The following is an 18,685-nucleotide window of genomic DNA, read 5'->3' on the forward strand; positions in this document are numbered from 1 at the left end:
GCGTTCTGGAGAACACCGGATTCGCAATGCTACCCATGGTCCATGGACGCGCTGGACGATGCCAACGTCGCCACCGTGCTCGCGGCGAGCGACCTTCTCTTCGACCTGGCATTGCTGGCTCGGCGCGACCTCGACGCCATCGACAATCTGATCCTGCTGGGCGTCTCACAGGCGAACGTTCGCCAGATCGTGGCGCACTCGGACAATCCGTTTCTCTACGCCTTTGCGGATACGAACCCGCCGGACGGCGCGCGCCTTCCGATCAGTGTCGCCGCCCTGAGCCGGGTCCTGAGCCTGCCGTTCGAGACCGTCAGGCGACGGGCCGTCCGCCTGTGCGAAACCGGGCTCCTGGCGGCGACCTCCGAGGGGCTGGTCGTACCCTCGACGATGCTGGACACCGCAGGGCATGTGGAGATGCTGAAGGGCGTCCACCGCGCCACGACGCGCACCTACCAGCGCCTCCAGGAGGCGGGGTTCTTCGCTGCGAGCGACTTGCCTGCGCCGGAACAACCGCCCGAGGAGCCCCCGTTGCGGGCGATCGGACGCCTGGCTGGCGAGTTCTATCTTCGGATGCTGGCGCCCCTGCATTCCTGGGCAGGCGATCCGATCGACGCGGTGCTGCTGCTTTGTCTGCTGCGTCGTCGCCGAGGAGAGTCCCGGCTGGTTGACGCGGGCGCGAGCATTCCACTGGGGAGTCCGGCCCACATCGCGCGCGAACTGGGCTTTTCATCGGAAACGGTCCGCCGACGTCTCCAGCGCATGGCCGACAAGGGCCTGTGCCGGAGGGACGCCGACGGGTTTGCCGCCCCGCTGGACGCCATTCAGGGCCAGCTACAGCACCGGTTAGCCGAATCCAGCGCGCTGAATCTTCGGCGGCTCTATCGCCGGCTCTCCGAACTCGGGGCTATCGAGCCCGGCGTTTGCAGGTCGCGACTGGCGTCGCCCCCGGACCGCTAGCGCGCGACGACCGCGCCGGCGAACTGGATCACGCACATTGCGCCGTAGCGGGCGTGCGCGCCGCAGCCGACGCCAGCGACCGAGTAGGCGCCGCCGAAGATGTCGCGCCGGTGGCCGCGGTTGGCGACGCCGGCGTCCACGACCAGCTGGCGCACAACATCCTCGGCCGACATCTGGCCGTAGGAGATGCCCTCGGCTGACAGTCCAGCATAGAATCCCACACGTTGCAGCCGCTGGGGAAAGGTGTCGCCGGCCGGGCCGCGATGGCCCACCTCCCCGGTCACGCCCTGAGCGTCGGCAAGGCTTCGCGCCGAGCTTCCGAGACGGTCATCCCAGCGAAGTGGCGGCAGAGACGGCTGACGCATCAGGAAGTCCACGGCCTCCGCCAGCGCGCCTGGCTCCGCACCGGCCCAGGTGGCGTACTCGGTATCGGCCTGACGCAGGGTGTGGGCGAACGCCTGGGGCTTTGTGCGGGCGTAGTTGATGACCGCCAGCACCTCTTCCTCGAAGCTCTCGGCGGCGCCGGCCGACGCCGGGGCCACGAGTCCTAAAGCTGCAACCGCGATGGCCAGCTCACGAAAACACATAAACGAACCCCATCCTGACGTCCTCGCGTCAATGGTTCGACGCGAAGAGCCACAGGGGCGTTAAACGGATTGGATAATTGCGATGGCCCGCGGCCCGCGACTGGGCCGACGGTCAGGCGAACTCGACCAGCACCTCGTCCGCCGCAACGCTGTCGCCCGCCTTCACGCTTACCGCCTTCACCGTGCCATCGCGTTCGGCCCGCAGGATGTTCTGCATCTTCATGGCCTCCAGAACGGCCACGACCTCGCCGGTGCGCACCGCCTGGCCGGCGGCCACGTCGATGGAGACCACCAGGCCCGGCATTGGCGACAGCACCATCTTGGACGTGTCGGCCGCCTTCTTGGGCGGCAGCATCCGGTGCAACTCGGCCGAACGCGGGGACAGCACCAGCACGTGCAACGTCGTGGCGCGGTGGCGGATCACGAAGCCCTCGGCTGCCGGCTTCACGGCGACGGCGAAGTCCTGGCCCTCGAAACAACCACGGAACACGGGCCGTCCTGGCCGCCAGTCGACGGACTCCAGGCGCGTCGTCTTGCCGTCGCAGGTCACTGAGATGTCGCCGTTGTCGGCCTGAACCTTAACGGCGCGCTGGTCATGGCCCACGACAACGATCCAGTCATCGCGCAGCAGGTCGGGCGAGGCTCTGCGGGTCAGCACCCGATGCATCGCGAGCGCCACCGCACTCATCAGGTCGCGCTGCGCATCGGTGGGCGGCAGACCCTGGAAGCCGTCGGGGAACTCGTCCTTGATGTAGTTGGTCGAGAGCTTGCCCGAGCGGAACCGCTTCTGGTCCATCACCGCGGCCAGGAATGGGATGTTCTGACCCAGGCCCTCGATGTGGAAGTCCTCAAGCGCACGGCCCATCGCGTCGATGGCCGCGTCGCGCGTCTTCCCCCAGGTCGACAGTTTCGAGATCATCGGATCGTAGAACATCGAGATCTCGTCGCCCTCGCGCACGCCTGCGTCGTTCCGGACGAAGCCGTACGGGGTGTCGCCTTCCGGCGGCGGCGAATAGCGCACCAGCCGACCGATCGAGGGCAGGAAGCCGCGGTAAGGGTCCTCGGCGTAGATCCGGCTCTCCATCGCCCAACCGTTGATCTTCAGATCCTTCTGGGCGAACGGCAGCTTCTCGCCATAAGCCGAGCGGATCATCTGCTCCACCAGGTCGACACCGGTGATCATCTCGGTGACGGGATGCTCCACCTGCAGGCGGGTATTCATTTCCAGGAAGAAGAAGCTCTTGTCCTGGCCGGCCACGAACTCGACGGTGCCGGCGCTGTCGTACTGCACGGCCTTGGCGAGCGCGACCGCCTGATCGCCCATGGCCTTGCGGGTCTTCTCGTCGAGCAGCGGGCTGGGCGCCTCCTCGATGACCTTCTGGTTCCGGCGCTGGATCGAGCACTCGCGCTCGAACAGGTGGACCACGTTGCCGTGTTTGTCGCCCAGCACCTGAATCTCGACGTGGCGCGGGCTCTCGATGAACTTCTCGATGAAGATGCGGTCGTCGCCGAAGCTGGCCTTGGCCTCGGCGCGCACGGCGGGGAAGCCCTCCTCCACGTCCTTGCGGTTCCAGGCCACGCGGATGCCCTTGCCGCCGCCGCCGGCCGAGGCCTTGATCATCACCGGATAGCCGATCTCTTCCGAGATCTTCACGGCGTGCGCGGTGTCGTCGATCTCGCCGACGTGGCCCGGCACCACCGAGACGTTGGCCTTGGCGGCGAACTTCTTGGACTCGATCTTGTCGCCCATCGCCTCGATGGCGTGGGGATTGGGCCCGATGAAGACGATGCCCTCGGCGGCCAGGCGACGCGCGAAACTGGCGTTCTCACTCAGGAATCCGAAGCCCGGATGCACCGCCTCGGCGCGGGTCTGCCGCACGGCGTCGACGATCTTGTCCTGAACGAGATAGCTCTCGGAGGCCGGCGCTCCCCCGATGAACACGGCTTCGTCGGCCATCTCCACGGCCATCGAGTCGGCGTCGGCCTCGGAGTAGACCACCACCGTCTTGATGCCCATGCGGCGGCAGGTCTTGATGATCCGGACGGCGATTTCGCCCCGGTTGGCGATCAGGATCTTCGAGAACATTCCAGCCCTTAAGCGACAGTCCCAACAGGCGGCCCGGTGAGAGCCCGACGATGCGCGCCCTGCATGGCGCGACACCTTCCGTAGTGGAGAGCGAGACCTTAGATTGGCGTCCATGAGCACGCCAGCAGTCTCCCCGTCCGGATTCTCTCTCTCGCCGCCTACCGCAGAGGAACGCAAGCAACTGGAAGCCGGCCTTTCCCCAGCGGAAGCCGATGTCCTGCTGCACCACGGCACCGAGGCGCCGTTCTGCGGCGGCCTTCTCGATCAGAAGGACGACGGCGTCTATTGCTGCCGCCTCTGCGCCCTGCCCCTCTTCCGGCACAAGACCAAGTTCGAAAGCGGCACGGGCTGGCCCTCCTTCTGGGCGCCGTTCGATGAGGCGCATGTGGCCGGCGTCCGCGACACCAGCTACGGCATGGTCCGCATCGAAACCCTCTGCGCCCGCTGTGGCAGCCACCAGGGTCACGTATTCCCCGACGGGCCGCCGCCGACGCGCCTGCGCTACTGCATCAACTCGGTGAGCCTTGAGTTCGTCCCCGGCGGGGGCCACCTGCGCGACCCCCTGGGCCGAGGCGACGATGAGGCGCTCCAGGCGGCCGCCGCCGGCTGATGTCCGAACCCACCGAACGGCACGGCCTCGGGTCGTCGGGCCTGTGGGCCGTGGCGGCGGCGGTGGCCATGCTGGGCTGGACCGCCTGGGATAACCGGGTGGAAGACACCGCGCCCGGTCGCGCGCCGTATGATCGTATCGCCGGCGCGCGGGACGATCTCGAGACCCAGGCCCTCGCCCGCCTGATGACGGACGCCTACGCGGTGCTTCGCTCGCCAGACTTCCGCGAGAATCTCCTGGCGCTCGAAGCGCGCTATCCCGCCGTCTACGCCCGCAACGGCGAGCAGGGCGCCACGATCCCTCGGATCGCCGGCATCGTCGCCCTGGAGCCCGCAGGTTCGCGCTTCGCGCCCGCAGACGTGACGCTGGTCAATGGCGAATCCGGCGGTCTGGGCGCCGCGGGCGAAGGCGTCGCTTCGGGTCGCTACTCCAACATCCTCATCGAGCGGATGGTCATGGCGGCCTGGGGGCGTCCGGACGCCGTCGCCCGGTCCTGCGCCATCAATGTGGCCGCGCACGAGTACGCCCACACCATCGTGCTGACCCCGATGGGCTTCGGAAACGCGTTCACCGATACCAGGTCGGACGAGGTCGCGATCCCCAACCGCAGGTCCCATGGGACGCCGGTGGCCAGCTACCTGATCGGCTCTGTGGCCCAATGCACCTGGCTGGCGCAGCAGGGCCGCATCGAGCGCTCGGACGTCGGCGCCTGCGTCCAGGTGTTCGGGACGGCTGCGTTCAACTGGGATCGCTGCGGGCAGTTCGCGGGCGGGGAGCCGGTCGCCATGCGCCCCGGCCTCGCCCCGCCCGCGCGGCCGCTCTAGTTCCGCTTCTGGGCCGAAGGCGTCGCGGCTCCGTCGGTCACATCCTGCACCGGCTGGCTGGCGGCCATGCCCACGTCGCTGGCGCCGGCGCCGTAGCTGCGCGCCGCGTTCTCGGCGTAGCCGGCGGACTGGACCCGCAGGTTGTTCTGGACGTGATGCACGCCCGCCAGATCCTCGACGATCCGTTCGGCGCGGTGCTTGGCCTCGCGGCTCACCACCGTGCCCGACAAGGTCACCTCGCCGTCCGACACCGCGACGTTGATGTGGGTGGCGTCCAGCCATGCATCGTCCGCCAGCCGCTGGTGGACGTCGTCGCTGATCCGCTCGTCCGAGCGCTTGTAGCCCTTCGGACCCAGACCGCGGGCGCCGCGATACTCCTCGTAGGCGTTGCGGTTCTCCTGGCCGCCCTCGCCCGCCACGTCTGAGAACCAGTTCGAGATCCGCCGACCGGTTCGCCGGAAGAAGTCGCCGGCCTCGCGGGCCCGGTCCTCGAAGCCGCGGTCGTCGGCACGGCCGCCATCGCCGTAGCCCCGCTCGTAGTCGTAGCCGCCCGTACCGCTGGAGTACGTCGCGTCCGGGCGGCGCATCTCGCGCTGATAGCGCTGGTCGGCCTCATGGCTGCCGAAGCGACGGCCTTCGCCATCGTAGTCGCGGCCGCGCCGATCGGTCGGATGCGCGCGATAGCCGGTCTCGTAGTCCCCGCGTCGCATCGCCGGCGAGACGCCCTCGTAGTCGGGGTCCTGCCAGCCGCTACGGCCGTAGAGATCCTCGTCGGGCCGCCGCGTAAAGCGGGCGTCTTCGCGGCCCTGGTTGTAGCCGGCGCCGGTCTCACGCTCGCCAAACACCCGGCCGCGCTCGGCCCCGCGCACGAAGGTCCGGTTCTCGCCGCCCGACCAACGGTCGCGGCCGTCGCTCATCCCGTAGGCGTCGTACCGGTCGTCGGATCGCTGCCGATCGCGCTCCTGCCAGTACCGCTCCAGATCGTCGCTCCAACGACCAGCCATGGCTGTTCTCCTTCGTTCTTCATGGCGGGTCGAGCCCGCCGTGGGTGAGAACAAAGGGCCGCAGTGGTGGTTCCGCTGGAAGGGGCTCAGAGCGGGATGTTGTCGTGCTTCTTCCAGGGATTCGTGAGCGTCTTGCCCTTGAGGTTCTTCAGCGCGTTGATCAGCCGCTTGCGGGTCGAGTGGGGCATGATCACGTCGTCGATATAGCCGCGTGAGGCGGCGACGAACGGGTTGGCGAACCGGGCCTGATACTCGGCGGTGCGGGCCGCGATGGCTTCGGGGTCGCCGATCTCGGAACGGAAGATGATCTCCACCGCGCCCTTGGCCCCCATCACCGCGATCTCGGCCGACGGCCAGGCGTAGTTGATGTCGCCGCGGATGTGCTTGGAGCTCATCACGTCATAGGCGCCGCCATAGGCCTTCCGCGTGATCACCGTGATCTTCGGCACCGTCGCCTCGGCGAAGGCGAAAAGCAGCTTGGCGCCGTGGCGGATCAGGCCGCCCTGCTCCTGCTTGGTGCCCGGCATGAAGCCCGGCACGTCGACGAAGGTGATGATCGGGATCTCGAAGCAGTCGCAGAAGCGCACGAAACGGGCGCCTTTTCGCGAGCTGTCGATGTCGAGCACGCCGGCGAGGGTCTGCGGCTGGTTGGCCACAATGCCCACCGGCTGCCCATCCAGGCGGCCGAAGCCCACCACGATGTTCTTGGCGAAGTCCGGGCTGATCTCGAAAAAGTCGCCCTCGTCCACGACCTTCTGGATCAGCTCCTTCATGTCGTAGGGCTTGTTGGGATTGGCCGGGACCAGGCTGTCCAGGCTCATCTCCATGCGCTTGCCGTCGTCGTAGCTCTCGCGGACGGGCGGCTTCTCGCGGTTGTTCAGCGGCAGGAAGTCGATCAGGCGGCGGACCTGGGTCAGCGCCTCGAGGTCGTTCTCGAAGGCCCCGTCGGCGACGCCGGACTTCATCGCGTGAACCCGGTAGCCGCCCAGGTCCTCGTGGCTGACGTCCTCGTGGGTGACGGTCTTCACCACGTCGGGGCCGGTCACGTACATGTAGGACGTGTCCTTCACCATGAAGATGAAGTCGGTGATGGCGGGCGAATAGACGTCGCCGCCGGCGCAGGGGCCCATGATCACGCTGATCTGCGGGATGACGCCCGAAGCCAGGGTGTTCTCGAGGAAGATGTCGGCATAGCCGCCCAGGGCCGCGACGCCCTCCTGAATGCGCGCGCCGCCGGCGTCGAACAGGCCGATGATCGGCGCGCCCACCTTCATGGCCTGCCGCTGGACTTTCAGGATCTTCTCGGCGTGGGCGGACGACAGCGAGCCGCCGAACACGGTGAAGTCCTTGGAGAAGACGAACACCACCCGGCCGTTGATGCGGCCCCAGCCGGTGACGACGCCGTCGCCGGGGATCCGGTTCTTCTCCATGCCGAACTCGCTGACGCGATGCTCGACGAACATGTCGAACTCCTCGAACGAGCCCTCGTCGAGCAGCAGGTCGATCCGTTCGCGGGCGGTGAGCTTGCCCTTGGCGTGCTGGCTCGCGATCCGCTTCTCGCCGCCGCCCATGCGGGCTTCCTCGCGGCGCTTCTCGAGTTCTTCCAGGATGTGCTTCACGTCCGGCCTTCCTTGACGAAGGCGCAGGGGTAGAGCCGCGCGGCTTCACAGGCAAGTTGCCCCCAGGGGAGGTCCATACACCCCGGCGACGCCCTGCCTACCGTTAGGTGAGCTTGCGGCGCATGCACTACTTAGATACTTCTAAGTAAGAAATTCTTCCGCACCCTGGAGCGCCCCATGAGCCTGATCCAACTCTTCGTCGCTCAGCGCGAGGCGTTCGAGGCCGCCTATGAAGATGACGACTGGTCGCGTCTCGACCCCTTTTTCCACCCGGACGTCCGCTACGAGGTGATGAACATGCCCTTCCACTGCGTGCTGGAGGGGCGCGACGCGATGGTGGCGGGCATCCGCCGATCAATCTCGGGCTTCGACAAGCACTGCCGTCGCACCGTGGGCCTCGACCGCGTCGTGCGCGAGGAAGGCGCCAACGTCATCATTTTCAGCCGCATGATGTTCGAGCGACCCGGCGCGCCGCCCACGTCCAGTGGCGTGTGGGAGATCGCCACTTACCGCGACGGGCGGATCTCGCGGCTGATCGACCTGTACGAGCCCAACGCGGCGGGCGACTACGAGCGATGGATGGCCGAGTGGGGCCAAGGGTTGGACCCAAGCTACGCCTGACGCCCGTCCAGCCGCCCTATAGTCCAGTCGAGAAAGTCCTTCGGCGAGGTTTCAGAAAGGCCGACGGCGCGAAGGTTCGCGTCGCCGGCCAGCGCCTGGGTCAGCGTGACCGCCGCGACCAGGGCGACCAGCTTCTGGCTCTCGGCCAGTTCGGGCGCCGACTGGCCAGCCCACTCGGCCCGGCGCACGCGCGCCGCGTGCACGCGCTCGGCCATCGGCAGCAGCATGCCCTGCCCGCTTGGCGACCAACCGGTGAGCACCAGCCACAGCGCCAGCCGCGCCGTGCCGCGCCCCGCGTAGAATTCGGTTAGCAGTTCGCCCACCTGCGCCAGCTCGAGGCCATCCGCCGCGCGCTGGGCCACGATCTGCTGCAACTCGTCCGCGAAGCGCCTGCCCGAGAACCGCAGCAACGCCTCCAGCAGCCCCTCGCGGTTTCCGAAGTGGTAGTGGATGGCGGCGTCGGTCATGTTCAGCTCGGCGGCGATCTTCTGGACCTTCACGCCGTTCGGCCCCTCGGCGGCGAGGTAAGCTTCGGCGGCCTCCAGGATCGCCTGGCGCGACGCCTCCACGGTCCGGCGCACCCGCTTTCCGTCCGCCTTCGCCATCCTGACTCGCTCCCCGGCTTCGAGGAGTCTAGGTAAGCCCGCGCCGCTGCAGGACCAAGCGCCGCTTGCGCCGACGCAGGACGCCCAGCACCCTGGCGCTTCGGAGGTCCCCATGCTCGTCGTCACCGGAACCGTCACCGCGCGGCTCGACACATTCGAGGCGCTGCGCGAGGCGGCGCTGGCGCACGTGGCGCGCTCGCGGACCGAGCCGGGCTGCCTGAAACACGGCGCGCACGTCGACTGCGAGGACCCGCTGACCCTGTTCTTCTATGAGGAGTGGGCCGACCGCGCCGCGCTGGACGCCCACTTCGCCCAGCCGGGCTCGCAGGCGTTCATGGCCCGCGTCCGCGAGCTCGCGGCGCGCAGCACGCGGATGAAGATCCTGCCGATCGTGGAGCGGAGTTAGGCCGCCAGCGCCTTCAGCCAGCGGTCCAGCACCTGGGCCTCGACGCGCAGGCGCGCCGTCCGCTCGGCGGCCTCCGCATCGATGCCCCACTTCTCCTCCTGGTAGGCCTCGTCCACGCGCGACAGGTCGAACGCCTCGTCGGCGGTGAGCCAGCCGCGCAGCAGGCCGATCGCCAGCGCGGCCGAGCCGAACAGCGCGACCCCGAACGCCAGGCCGGCGAGCTGGAAGTCGCTCAAGGACAGCGCGATCTCTCGCACCCGCGTCAGCGACGTGGACGGCTGGTCGCGATGGACGATGCCCTGGCTGCGCTCGAGGCGCACGCCCTCCTCCGCCGCGATACGCGCGAGGACGGGCAGCCATGCCGCTTCCTGCCGCGCCACCAGGGCGGCCGGGTCGGTGGCGAAGTAGCAGACCAGGTCCGAGCCCGCGTACTGCGCGACCTGATCGGCCACGCCGTCGCGACTGTCGCCAATGGTCTCGATGGCGGTGTTGGCGAGGCGGGTGGCGTGCATGGTCGCCATCTCGATCACGTCGGTCTGGGCGGCCCACTCCTCGGCCACCTGTTCGGCCGCCGAGCGGGTGGGAAGCCGCATCAGCTGCGCCTTCGGCGTGCGCAGGTTGCGGCCATCCAGCTGCACGCCGAAACCGCCGTCCGCCTCGATGACGGTGACGGCCTTGTAGAAGCGCCTGGGTTTCTCGGCCGGCTCGTGGAAGCCTTTGCGCAAGTCCAACTCGTGTCTCCCGACGGAACGTCTCTCGGCGGCCGTGCAATGCGGACAAAACGAGACGACCGCAAGGGAGGATGCCGGTGGCGACAGGCCAAAGGGATCTGGAAGGCGCCATCGCCGTCACCCGCTTCGGCTTGGGCGCCCGGGCCGGCGAGATCGGAGAGGCGGTGCGAGATCCTCGCGGCTGGCTGAAGGCTCAGGTGCGCCGCGAAGGCGCCGAGCCTTTCTCGACCAATGGCGAGGGATCGACCCAGCGACTGATCGAGTTCCGCGACTATCGCCGTCAGCGCGCCATGGCCGAGCAGGCCGGCTCCCCTCCCGCAGATGGAAGCGGGCGCAAAGACGATCCGGTGATGAAGGCGCGGCAGTTCGTGCGCGACAACACGACGGGCGACATCCTGGGTCGCGTCCAGGTGGCGGCGCAGACCCCGGCCGGATTCCGGGAACGGTGGGCGCTGTTCTGGGCAAACCACTTCACCGTCTCGGCCGTGAAGCTGCAGGTCGCGGGACTGGTCGGCCCGTTCGAGAACGAGGCGATCCGCCCGCGTATCTTCGGCCGCTTCATCGACCTGCTGGGGGCGGCCGAAACCCACCCGGCGATGCTGCTCTACCTGGATCAGGCGCAGTCGGTGGGGCCGAACAGTCGCGCCGCGCAGTTCCAGCGCCGCCGCGGGACCCGTGAGGGCGGCGGCCCGGCGCGCGGCCTGAACGAGAACCTCGCCCGCGAAATCCTGGAACTGCACACGGTGGGCGTCGATGGCGGCTACACTCAGGCCGACGTCACGGAGTTCGCCCGCGCGCTGACGGGCCTGTCGATCGCGGGCCCCCGCGACGCCGGCGTCGAGGGCGTGGTGTTCCGGGCTCAGACCCATGAGCCCGGCGCGCGCACCGTCATGGGCGTCCTCTACGGCGATGGCGGCAAGGAGCAGGCGAGCGCGATCCTCGCAGATCTCGCCGCGCGGCCGCAGACCGCCCGCTTTGTCTGCACGAAGATCGCCCGGCACTTCGTGGCGGACGATCCGCCACCGGCCCTGGTCGCGCGCCTGGAGCGGGCCTGGCTCTCGACCGATGGCGACCTGGCCCGCGTGGCCGAAGCGCTGATCGACGCGCCCGAGGCCTGGGAGCCCTTCCCCGCCAAGCTGAAGACGCCCTACGAGTTCCTGGTCTCAAGCTATCGCGCGCTTGGCGGCGAACCGCGCGGGATCGGCCAGGTGGCCGGCGTGCTGGGCGGGCTGGGGCAACGGCCGTTCGGCGCGCCTTCGCCGAAAGGCTGGCCCGACGAGGCCGCGCCCTGGGCCGCCTCCGACGCCCTGGTGAAGCGGATGCAGTTCGCCCAGCAGATCGCCGCCGTGGCGGGACCGCTCGTGCAGGATCCGTCGGCGCTCGCGACCCTGACCCTGGGCGCGCGCCTGGGCCAGGCATCGCGCATAGCCATCGCCCGGGCCGAGTCGCGCGCCGAAGCCGTCGCCCTTCTCCTCATGACGCCGGAGTTCCAGCGCCGATGACCGGACCCCGCCTCCATCGCCGCGCATTCGCCGCCGGCCTGTCGCTGCCGTTCCTGGCCCGCGTCGCGGACGCAGCGGTCCCGGCTAACCGCAAGTTCGTGGTGATCGTCTGCCGGGGCGGCATGGACGGACTGTCGGTCGCCCCGCCGATCGGCGACCCGGACTACGAAGGCCTGCGCCGCGCGCTCGCGCTGGGCGATGCTGCGCTCAAGCTGGACTCGACGTTCGCTCTGCATCCCGTGTTGCCGACGATCCATCGGCTGGCGCAGGCCGGGCAGGCCCGCATCGCCCCGGCCGTGGCGAGCCCCGATCGCGCTCGCTCGCACTTCGAGGCGCAGGACGTGCTCGAGACCGGCGCCCCCGGCGTCTACGCCACCACCTCGGGCTGGCTGAACCGCGCTGTCTCGGCGATGGGCAAGGTCGAGGCGATTTCGGTTGGCCCGACGGCGCCGCTGATCCTGCGTGGGCCCGCCACCGCCGGCTCCTGGTCGCCCGGCCGCGCCCTCGACGCCGAGGCCCGCCTGCCCGGGCTCCTGCAGGACCTCTACAAGCAGGATCCCCTTCTGGGCCCCGCGCTCGCGCGGGGGCTGCAGACCGAGACCCTGGCCCGCGACACCGGCGCGGCGATGTCCGCCGCGGGGGGCATGCGGGGCCAGACCGTGCCCGGCCGCGAGGCGGCCCGGGCCATGGGCGAGGCCCTGGCGGGCTTCCTGAAGGCGCCGAACGGGCCGCAGGTGGCCGCCGTGTCGCTGGACGGCTTCGACACCCACGCCAATCAGGCGCCTCTGCTGGCCGTCCGTCTCGCCAGCCTCGACGCCCTGGTGGATGGCCTGCACGCAGGGCTGGGCCCGGTCTGGCGCGACACCGTCGTCCTGGCCGTCACCGAGTTCGGCCGGACCGCCCGCATGAACGGCACAGGCGGCACCGATCACGGCACCGGCTCGACAGCGCTGATCATGGGCGGCGCCCTGAAGGCCGGCGGAATTGTCGGCGACTGGCCCACGCTGAAGCGGCAGGCGTTGTTCGAGGATCGCGACGTCTATCCGGCGCTCGACCTACGGGCGCTGGAGAAGGGGCTGCTGGCCGAGCACCTGGGTCTCGAACGACGCGCCCTGGACAGCCTGGTGTTCCCTGAGAGCGCCAGCGTCAGGCCGCTGACGGGACTGGTCTAGGCAGGCACCGCGTCGAACGCGATGGTCATCCGGCGCTCGTCGGTCGTGAAGGGCACGGTCCCGTGCCACATGTACGAGGGGAACAGCACCAGCCGGCCAGGCTTGGGCCGTATGAAGTGATCGGCAGGCTGCGGCGGATCGGTGACGAAGGGCGGCTGGCCGAACCGGATCCAACCCTGCTTCTCGGCGCTGTCCAGGGCGCTGTCTGGCGTCTCGACATAGAAGGCCGACGACAGCCAGCCCTCGGGGTGGAAGTGGTCCTTGTGGAAGCCGCTGGGCTTCAGTCGCACCGACCAGGCCCCCTCGATGCGGTAGTTCCCGGTCGAGCGCGACCGCAGGGGATCGGTCCCGGCGCCCAGCCTGGCGATGTGCTCGCGGATCGGGGCGTCGATGGCCTTGAAGAACGCCTGGATCGCCGGGTTGTCCGAGCCCGTCAGCCGGTAGGTCGTCTGGCTGCCGTGGCGCAGGGACTGCGACGACGGGTGAGTATCGTAGATGTGGAGACGATTGAGGGCGGCGGCGAGGTCGGCGAGGTAGCTGGGCAGGTCGGCCCACCCCGCCGGCGCGGAGATCTCGTAGGCGCCGACCATGGCGTCATAGTCGTAGAGTTCGCGGTAGAGCGGGTCGCCCAGGGCGCGCGCCGCCGACGCCGCCCAGCCCCACAGAGACTGGTTGCCCGGATCCAGCTCCAGGCCCCGCCGCGCCTTCGCCAGCGCCAGGTCGGCGCGCCCGCGGGCGAGATGGACAATCACCGCCTGGCTCAGGACGCCGGGCTGGTCGGGCAACCGCGCCTCGGCCCGCGCCGCCAGCCGCTCGGCGTCGTCCAGCCGGCCCAGTTCCAGCGCCGCCTGTCCCGCGGCCATCAGCAGCGCCACCTCGTCGGGCATTCGATCGGCGGCCATGGCCAGCAGGGCAGCGCCCTTCTCGGCCTGGCCGGCGGCTTCGAGGAACCTGGCCTTGGTCAGCAGGAGCGGCGCGGGAAGGCCGCCGGCGTGGGCGCAGCGATCCAGGATCATCTCGGCCTCGGCCAGGTCGCCCCGCCGCATCCAGACGAGGTTGGCGTACTCGGCGGCCGTCTCGACCCGGTTCGGCGCCCTGCGCAGCGCCTCACGATAGGCGTTCTCTGCGCCGTCCAGGTCTCCGACGGCCGACTTGGCGCGCGCCATCACGCCCCAGCTCAGCGCGCCGTCGAGTCCGAGTCGGAACCCATGCTCCATGGCCGCGACGGCCTGGGCCCCGTGGCCCAGATCCCCAAGGGTTGCGGCCAGATTGTGCCAGGCCACGCCGCTTGACGGGTATCGGCTGGTGGCCCGGGTGTCGAAGACCAGCGCCTCCTCGCGTCGGCCCAGCGCCTTGAGCGCCGTGGACTGCACGGCCAGCGCCCGGTGGCTGGGCTCGGGATGCTCGGCCAGGGGCGTCGTGAGCGCCAGCGCCTCTTCGATGCGGCCCTCGTCCAGCAGGGCCTTGGCGCGATCCACGGGGTCTTGGCTCAACGGCGCCTCTTGAAGGGTTCAGGGTCGGCCTCATGCTCGTCGAAGCCGAAATGTTCGAAGCCGGCCTTCAGCTCGCGGCTGATCGGGGCTTCCAGAATCAGGGTCCCACGCGAGGGGTGCGGCAGGACCAGCCGACGCGCGTGCAGCTGCATCTTGAGACCGCCGGACAACTCGACCGAGGCCTCGGTATTGTACTTCAGGTCGCCCAGGATCGGATGGCCCATGGCCAGCATATGGGCGCGGAGCTGGTGGGTGCGCCCGGTGTGGGGCCACAGCGCCATCCAGGCGGCGCGGGGCCCGGCACGAGCGATGGTCACGAACTCGGTCTCGGCCTGCTCGGCGCGGTCGTCCTTGGGGTCGACCGGGACCATCATCTCGCGGTCGCCGACACCCTTTTTGGCCAACGGCAGGTTCAGCACGCCGTCGCCCGGCTTCGGGAAGCCCGCCACGATGGCCCAATAGACCTTCTGCGCCCGGCGCTTGGCGAACGCCCCCGCCAGCTTGGCGGTCGCGCTCGGCGTCTTGCCCAGCACCAGAACGCCCGAGGTGTCGCGGTCCAGTCGGTGGACCAGACGGGGCCGGTCCAGCCCCTCCCCCCAGGCCGAGAGCAGCCGGTCGATATGCTTCGAGGTCTTGGTCCCGCCCTGCACCGCCAGGCCGGAAGGCTTGTTCAGCGCCAGCACCTCCTCGTCCTCGTAGATCACCAGGCTCTTGGCGTAGGCGATGTCGCGGGCGGGCAACTGGCCCTTCTCCTCCGGGTCCGGCGCCTCGGGAAGCGGCGGCACGCGCACCTGGCTGCCGGCCGACAAGCGCGTGTCGGGCTTGGCGCGCGCGCCGTCCACCCGGATCTGCCCCGATCGCGTCAGCTTCTGGATCTGGATGTGGTTGAGGTGCGGCCAGCGGCGCTTGAACCACCGGTCCAGGCGCACGCCCTCCTCGCCCTTGTCCACATAGAGGGTCTTGACCTCTCTCATGCGAGCAACCGTCGCATCAGCAGCAGGCCCGCGAAAAGAGCCGCCACCGACAACACCACCGAGCCCAGGCTGTAAACGAAGGCCTGCCCCCAGTCGCGTCGTTCGATCATCAGCGCCACCTCCAGAGAGAAGGCGGAGAACGTCGTGAAGCCGCCCAGGACCCCCACGCCCAGCAGAACCCGCCACTTCTCGCCGTCGGGCCCGCCTCTGAGCGCCAGCCAGCCGGCCAGCACGCCCATCAGGAGGCCGCCCAGCGCATTGGCCGCGAAGGTGCCGTAAGGCCAGCCTGGCCCCAGCACCCGGGTCGCCTGGACGCCCAGCAGGTAGCGCAGGATCGCGCCCGACCCGCCACCTACGGCCACAAGGAGAAGTGTCTGCATTCGAAGGGCCTTATGCGCGGCAAGACTTCGTTTGCCAACGTCGGCCAAGGTGGCCCCATGTCGAACGACTCCGGCGGCAACGAGATTACGCGCATCAGCGCGGCGGACGCGCCCGCCATGCTGGAGCGGCTTGCGGGTTCGGATCGGCTGGAACGCGGCGCGGTCTTCCTCATCAGCGTCGAGGCGATCAAGGAGCGGTCGGGCGACCGCTGGGACAGGAAGCGCGACGACGTCTGGGGCTACCTCGGCCGCAAGCTCAACGAGTACCTGTCATACCAGGACATCCATCAGCAGGTCAGCGACACCGAAGTGCTGGTGGCGATGACCACCGAGGAGGGCGTGGCCGCCCAGGCGGTGGGCATGAAGGTGCTGGAGGAGGTGCTGGAATTCTTTCTGGGCGCCGCCAACCGGCGCGACATCCGCGTCAAGGCCGTGACCAAGATCGACGGCCACCTGCTCAGCTGCACCGAAATCGACCCCGAGGCCATCGCGACCGCGCGGGCCACCGCCAGGCCGGAGCCAGAGCGCGAGCCGGCCATCTCCCCCTATCAGATGAGGGTCAGCGCCCAGGCCGAGCGCGAGCGCAATCCCGTGTCGTTCGTGGCCGCCAGCGGCCACAAGCTGCTGATCGAGTTCGCCCTGGAGCATGTGATCAGCCTGCGCCACGGCGTGACGGCCGTGCTGCGGGTGGAGCCGACGGTGCGCTACTACGCGACCGGCGAGGTCATCCCGACGCGGAAGTACGGCAAGTTGGCCGATGTGGACCTGATGGCGTTGGACAGCGCCACCCTGGCGTTCGGCAGCCTGTTTCTGCCGCAGGATGCACGCACCCAACCGCCGCTGATCCTGCCGGTCTCGTTCCGTACGATGGGCGGGCGCAAGGGCCGCCAGCTGCTGATCGGCATGCCCTGCGCCTCGCCGGAACTGGTGCGCCAGGGCGCCATGATCGAGTTCATCGATATCGACCACGGCACGCCGCCCGGCCGCCTGGTCGAAGTGGTCAGTCTGGTGAGCGGCGTCGCGCGCGGGGTGCTGGCGCGGTTGCAGCCCACGGGCGACGCCCTGCGGCCTGTCAGCGGTGCGCGCTTCAACGGCTTGTCGGTCGATGTCGCGGAACTGGGCCTGCCCGACGCCAAGCTGCCGTCGTTCCTGCGTCAGATGGCGCACCAGATGCGCGGCAAGGCGCCGGCCCTGATCGCCCAGGGGCTGGGCGAGCGCCTGCACCTCGACATGGCCGAAGAAGCCGGATTCACGCACGCCGGCATCCGCGCCGCGCCGAAGACGGTGACGCGTCAGGTCGCCTGACTAGATCCGTTCGCCCAGCGTCTTGCGCAGGGCCCGGGCGTCATAGGTGTCGGCGCCGCGCGGGCGTTCGCCCCGGCCCATGACGACCTCGATGGTCGACGTCACCGACGGCCCCGGACCGAGGCTCATGCTGCCCAGACCAACGCCCACGCCGATGCCTGAGCGGCGCCCGTAGCTGCCGCCGCCGACACCCAGGCTGACCTGTGGCCCACGATCGGGCCGGCCCTCCATGTAGCGATCAGCGACCCGGAACCAGTCGTAGCCTTCGGCAATGGCAAGGTCGGCGGCGCGAACCAGGGCATAGTCCTGGACCTGCTGCGGGGGCGCGCCGGGGCCGCCCTGGAAGGTCACGCGGTAGCGGCCAGGTTCTATGCGGTACTCACGGTAGCCGACGGCGCTGGCAGAGCCGGCGGGCTGGTAGAGTGTCGGCGTGGCGGCGCAGGCGGTGACCGAAAGTGCGGCCGCAGCGATCAGGATCAGGCGGATCATGGACAGTGGTCCGAGCGAAAAGTGACGTCCCTTCCGGGGCTTGTAGCCCGAAACGGTTAAGTCCGCGCGCCCGTTCCTGGTTACCGCAGCCCCAGCGCGTCGATCAGAGCGGCCATGTCGGCCGGCGGCGGCGCCTCCAGCCGCTTGGTCCCGCCACCCGGGTGCGGAAATCCCAGCGCCGTCGCATGCAGCATCAACCGCGGGATCGGCTGGCCGTTGACCACGAGCGCGCCGCCGTATCGGGCGTCTCCCGCAATCGGCCGCCCGATCGACGCGAGATGCACACGCAGCTGGTGCATGCGCCCCGACTCGGGATCGAGCTGCAGGAGCGCACTGCCCTCGCCCGCCTTGAGCGTCTTGTAACGTGAGCGGGCGGTCTCGGCGTCGGGGTGATCGGCGCTGCAGACCTGCATGTAGGCCTCCCGCCCCTGCTCCACCCGGCGCAGCGGCGCATCGATCGCGCCGCCTTTCGGGTCCGGCGCGCCGGGCGTGACGATGGCCAGGTAGGTCTTGGAAAATGCCCGCCGCATCATGGCCTTGCCCAGGAAACTTGCGGCCGGCTGGGTCTTGGCGGTCAGGATCACGCCCGAGGTGTCGCGGTCCAGTCGGTGGATCAGCCGCGGCCGCGCCTTGCCCGGCTTGGCGAACGCCCAGAGCAGCTCGTCCAGGGTGTTCACCTGCCCCCGGCCGCCCTGGCTCGACAGGCCCGCAGGCTTGTTCAGGGCCAGGATGTCGGCGTCCTCGTACATCACCAGGCCGCGCACGAACGCGACCTCCTCGGGCGTCAGCTGAACAGGCTTCTGGGTTTTCACCCGCGCCCTTCTAGCGGAGCACACCCCGCTTCGTCATCGCCCAAGCGAAGCCGGCCAGCAGCACGCAGATCACCACGATGACAATCGGGAACGCGAGGCCCCCCATGAACTCTCCGCCCGGCGCCGTCGCGGTGTGGAGCAGCGAGCCCGCCGCCCCGAGCGTGGACACCGCAAACGCGTGCATCGCCCACCTCGACCGCGCAAGCAGGAGCAGCGACCCCACCACCGAGCCCCACACGCCCACGGCCCAAACCGCATGCATCCAGGTCGGATAGGCGGCGATGAACGCAATCTGTGGCTCCGTCATGCCGGCCGAGCGCATGTAGGCGTCGCCCTGCACGTGGCTCATCGTGTAGTCGAATCCGCCGAACGCGTTCCAAAGCAGGCTCACGCCCGCTACAATCCAGAACCACCAGGGGGTCGCCCGCGGCGTCGCCGTGCCCGTCGTTGTGGTCATCGTACCCTCCCCAGGGAATGGAGAGAGCCTAGGCTGCGGAATGCCAGCGAA

At 69.5% G+C, this 18,685-nt stretch carries 20 protein-coding genes; 8 read left to right on the forward strand and 12 right to left on the reverse strand.

Annotated features, from left to right (window positions below; genetic code table 11):
* The first annotated feature begins 42 nt into the window (after positions 1 to 42).
* The gene (locus EPN98_RS18365) at positions 43 to 957 is read left to right on the forward strand and encodes a hypothetical protein (protein ID WP_293364375.1); all 915 of its coding nucleotides are present in this window, start codon (positions 43 to 45) and stop codon (positions 955 to 957) included.
* Here EPN98_RS18365 and EPN98_RS18370 read toward each other — a convergent pair.
* Together EPN98_RS18370 and EPN98_RS18375 are read right to left on the reverse strand one after the other, a co-directional pair.
* Positions 954 to 1,499, reverse strand: a complete 546-nt coding sequence (locus EPN98_RS18370; RefSeq protein ID WP_293364376.1) for a CAP domain-containing protein — start codon at positions 1,497 to 1,499, stop codon at positions 954 to 956. The genes EPN98_RS18365 and EPN98_RS18370 overlap by 4 nt on opposite strands.
* A 157-nt stretch (positions 1,500 to 1,656) precedes the next feature.
* Positions 1,657 to 3,630 carry an acetyl/propionyl/methylcrotonyl-CoA carboxylase subunit alpha gene (locus EPN98_RS18375; RefSeq protein WP_293364377.1) on the reverse strand — a complete coding sequence of 658 codons (1,974 nt, stop codon included), beginning with the start codon at positions 3,628 to 3,630 and terminating at the stop codon, positions 1,657 to 1,659.
* Between the two features lie 112 nt (positions 3,631 to 3,742).
* Here EPN98_RS18375 and msrB point away from each other — a divergent pair, with 112 nt between their 5' ends.
* Positions 3,743 to 4,240: a peptide-methionine (R)-S-oxide reductase MsrB gene (msrB, locus tag EPN98_RS18380; protein ID WP_293364378.1), complete on the forward strand. Its 498-nt coding sequence runs from the start codon at positions 3,743 to 3,745 to the stop codon at positions 4,238 to 4,240.
* On the forward strand, positions 4,240 to 5,064 hold the full coding sequence (locus EPN98_RS18385) for a hypothetical protein (protein ID WP_293364379.1): 825 nt from the start codon (positions 4,240 to 4,242) through the stop codon (positions 5,062 to 5,064). Before msrB ends, EPN98_RS18385 begins: the two co-directional genes overlap by 1 nt.
* Here the strand turns inward: EPN98_RS18385 and EPN98_RS18390 are convergent.
* Together EPN98_RS18390 and EPN98_RS18395 are read right to left on the reverse strand one after the other, a co-directional pair.
* Positions 5,061 to 6,068 carry a BON domain-containing protein gene (locus tag EPN98_RS18390; protein ID WP_293364380.1) on the reverse strand — a complete coding sequence of 336 codons (1,008 nt, stop codon included), beginning with the start codon at positions 6,066 to 6,068 and terminating at the stop codon, positions 5,061 to 5,063. The genes EPN98_RS18385 and EPN98_RS18390 overlap by 4 nt on opposite strands.
* Positions 6,069 to 6,154: 86 nt before the next feature.
* The gene (locus EPN98_RS18395; RefSeq protein WP_293364381.1) at positions 6,155 to 7,687 is read right to left on the reverse strand and encodes an acyl-CoA carboxylase subunit beta; all 1,533 of its coding nucleotides are present in this window, start codon (positions 7,685 to 7,687) and stop codon (positions 6,155 to 6,157) included.
* 177 nt (positions 7,688 to 7,864) lie between these two features.
* Between EPN98_RS18395 and EPN98_RS18400 the strand changes: the two genes are divergently transcribed.
* A complete protein-coding gene (locus EPN98_RS18400; protein ID WP_293364382.1) occupies positions 7,865 to 8,308 on the forward strand; it encodes a nuclear transport factor 2 family protein in 444 nt (147 codons plus the stop codon).
* Here the strand turns inward: EPN98_RS18400 and EPN98_RS18405 are convergent.
* On the reverse strand, positions 8,299 to 8,913 hold the full coding sequence (locus EPN98_RS18405) for a TetR/AcrR family transcriptional regulator (protein ID WP_293364383.1): 615 nt from the start codon (positions 8,911 to 8,913) through the stop codon (positions 8,299 to 8,301). The two genes, EPN98_RS18400 and EPN98_RS18405, sit on opposite strands and share 10 nt — an antisense overlap.
* A gap of 112 nt (positions 8,914 to 9,025) precedes the next feature.
* Here EPN98_RS18405 and EPN98_RS18410 point away from each other — a divergent pair, with 112 nt between their 5' ends.
* A complete protein-coding gene (locus tag EPN98_RS18410; protein ID WP_293364384.1) occupies positions 9,026 to 9,319 on the forward strand; it encodes a putative quinol monooxygenase in 294 nt (97 codons plus the stop codon).
* On the opposite strand, the gene EPN98_RS18415 is transcribed toward EPN98_RS18410, so the two are convergent.
* Complete coding sequence (locus EPN98_RS18415; RefSeq protein WP_293364385.1) at positions 9,316 to 10,050, reverse strand: ATP12 family protein; 735 nt, start codon at positions 10,048 to 10,050, stop codon at positions 9,316 to 9,318. The genes EPN98_RS18410 and EPN98_RS18415 overlap by 4 nt on opposite strands.
* A 71-nt stretch (positions 10,051 to 10,121) precedes the next feature.
* Here EPN98_RS18415 and EPN98_RS18420 point away from each other — a divergent pair, with 71 nt between their 5' ends.
* Positions 10,122 to 11,552 carry a DUF1800 family protein gene (locus tag EPN98_RS18420; protein WP_293364386.1) on the forward strand — a complete coding sequence of 477 codons (1,431 nt, stop codon included), beginning with the start codon at positions 10,122 to 10,124 and terminating at the stop codon, positions 11,550 to 11,552.
* Positions 11,549 to 12,724, forward strand: coding sequence for a DUF1501 domain-containing protein (locus EPN98_RS18425; protein ID WP_293364387.1), 1,176 nt, complete (start codon positions 11,549 to 11,551; stop codon positions 12,722 to 12,724). The genes EPN98_RS18420 and EPN98_RS18425 overlap by 4 nt, the downstream gene beginning before the upstream one ends.
* On the opposite strand, the gene EPN98_RS18430 is transcribed toward EPN98_RS18425, so the two are convergent.
* From EPN98_RS18430 to crcB, 3 genes are read right to left on the reverse strand one after another with little or no spacing between them, the layout of a single operon-like run.
* The gene (locus tag EPN98_RS18430; protein ID WP_293364388.1) at positions 12,721 to 14,217 is read right to left on the reverse strand and encodes a putative 2OG-Fe(II) oxygenase; all 1,497 of its coding nucleotides are present in this window, start codon (positions 14,215 to 14,217) and stop codon (positions 12,721 to 12,723) included. The genes EPN98_RS18425 and EPN98_RS18430 overlap by 4 nt on opposite strands.
* Positions 14,214 to 15,191, reverse strand: coding sequence for an RluA family pseudouridine synthase (locus EPN98_RS18435; protein ID WP_293364389.1), 978 nt, complete (start codon positions 15,189 to 15,191; stop codon positions 14,214 to 14,216). The genes EPN98_RS18430 and EPN98_RS18435 overlap by 4 nt, the downstream gene beginning before the upstream one ends.
* The gene (crcB, locus tag EPN98_RS18440) at positions 15,188 to 15,571 is read right to left on the reverse strand and encodes a fluoride efflux transporter CrcB (protein ID WP_293364390.1); all 384 of its coding nucleotides are present in this window, start codon (positions 15,569 to 15,571) and stop codon (positions 15,188 to 15,190) included. Before crcB ends, EPN98_RS18435 begins: the two co-directional genes overlap by 4 nt.
* A 57-nt stretch (positions 15,572 to 15,628) precedes the next feature.
* Between crcB and EPN98_RS18445 the strand changes: the two genes are divergently transcribed.
* A complete protein-coding gene (locus tag EPN98_RS18445; protein WP_293364391.1) occupies positions 15,629 to 16,876 on the forward strand; it encodes a hypothetical protein in 1,248 nt (415 codons plus the stop codon).
* Here EPN98_RS18445 and EPN98_RS18450 read toward each other — a convergent pair whose 3' ends face one another.
* The 3 genes from EPN98_RS18450 to EPN98_RS18460 all read right to left on the reverse strand — a co-directional run bounded on the left by EPN98_RS18450 (position 16,877) and on the right by EPN98_RS18460 (position 18,634).
* The gene (locus EPN98_RS18450; RefSeq protein ID WP_293364392.1) at positions 16,877 to 17,365 is read right to left on the reverse strand and encodes a hypothetical protein; all 489 of its coding nucleotides are present in this window, start codon (positions 17,363 to 17,365) and stop codon (positions 16,877 to 16,879) included. It lies immediately after the preceding gene.
* Between the two features lie 80 nt (positions 17,366 to 17,445).
* Positions 17,446 to 18,177, reverse strand: a complete 732-nt coding sequence (locus EPN98_RS18455) for an RluA family pseudouridine synthase (RefSeq protein ID WP_293364393.1) — start codon at positions 18,175 to 18,177, stop codon at positions 17,446 to 17,448.
* 10 nt (positions 18,178 to 18,187) lie between these two features.
* Complete coding sequence (locus tag EPN98_RS18460; protein ID WP_293364394.1) at positions 18,188 to 18,634, reverse strand: hypothetical protein; 447 nt, start codon at positions 18,632 to 18,634, stop codon at positions 18,188 to 18,190.
* Positions 18,635 to 18,685 lie beyond the last annotated feature (51 nt).

The organism is Phenylobacterium sp. (assembly GCF_004299445.1).
GTDB lineage: Bacteria > Pseudomonadota > Alphaproteobacteria > Caulobacterales > Caulobacteraceae > Phenylobacterium.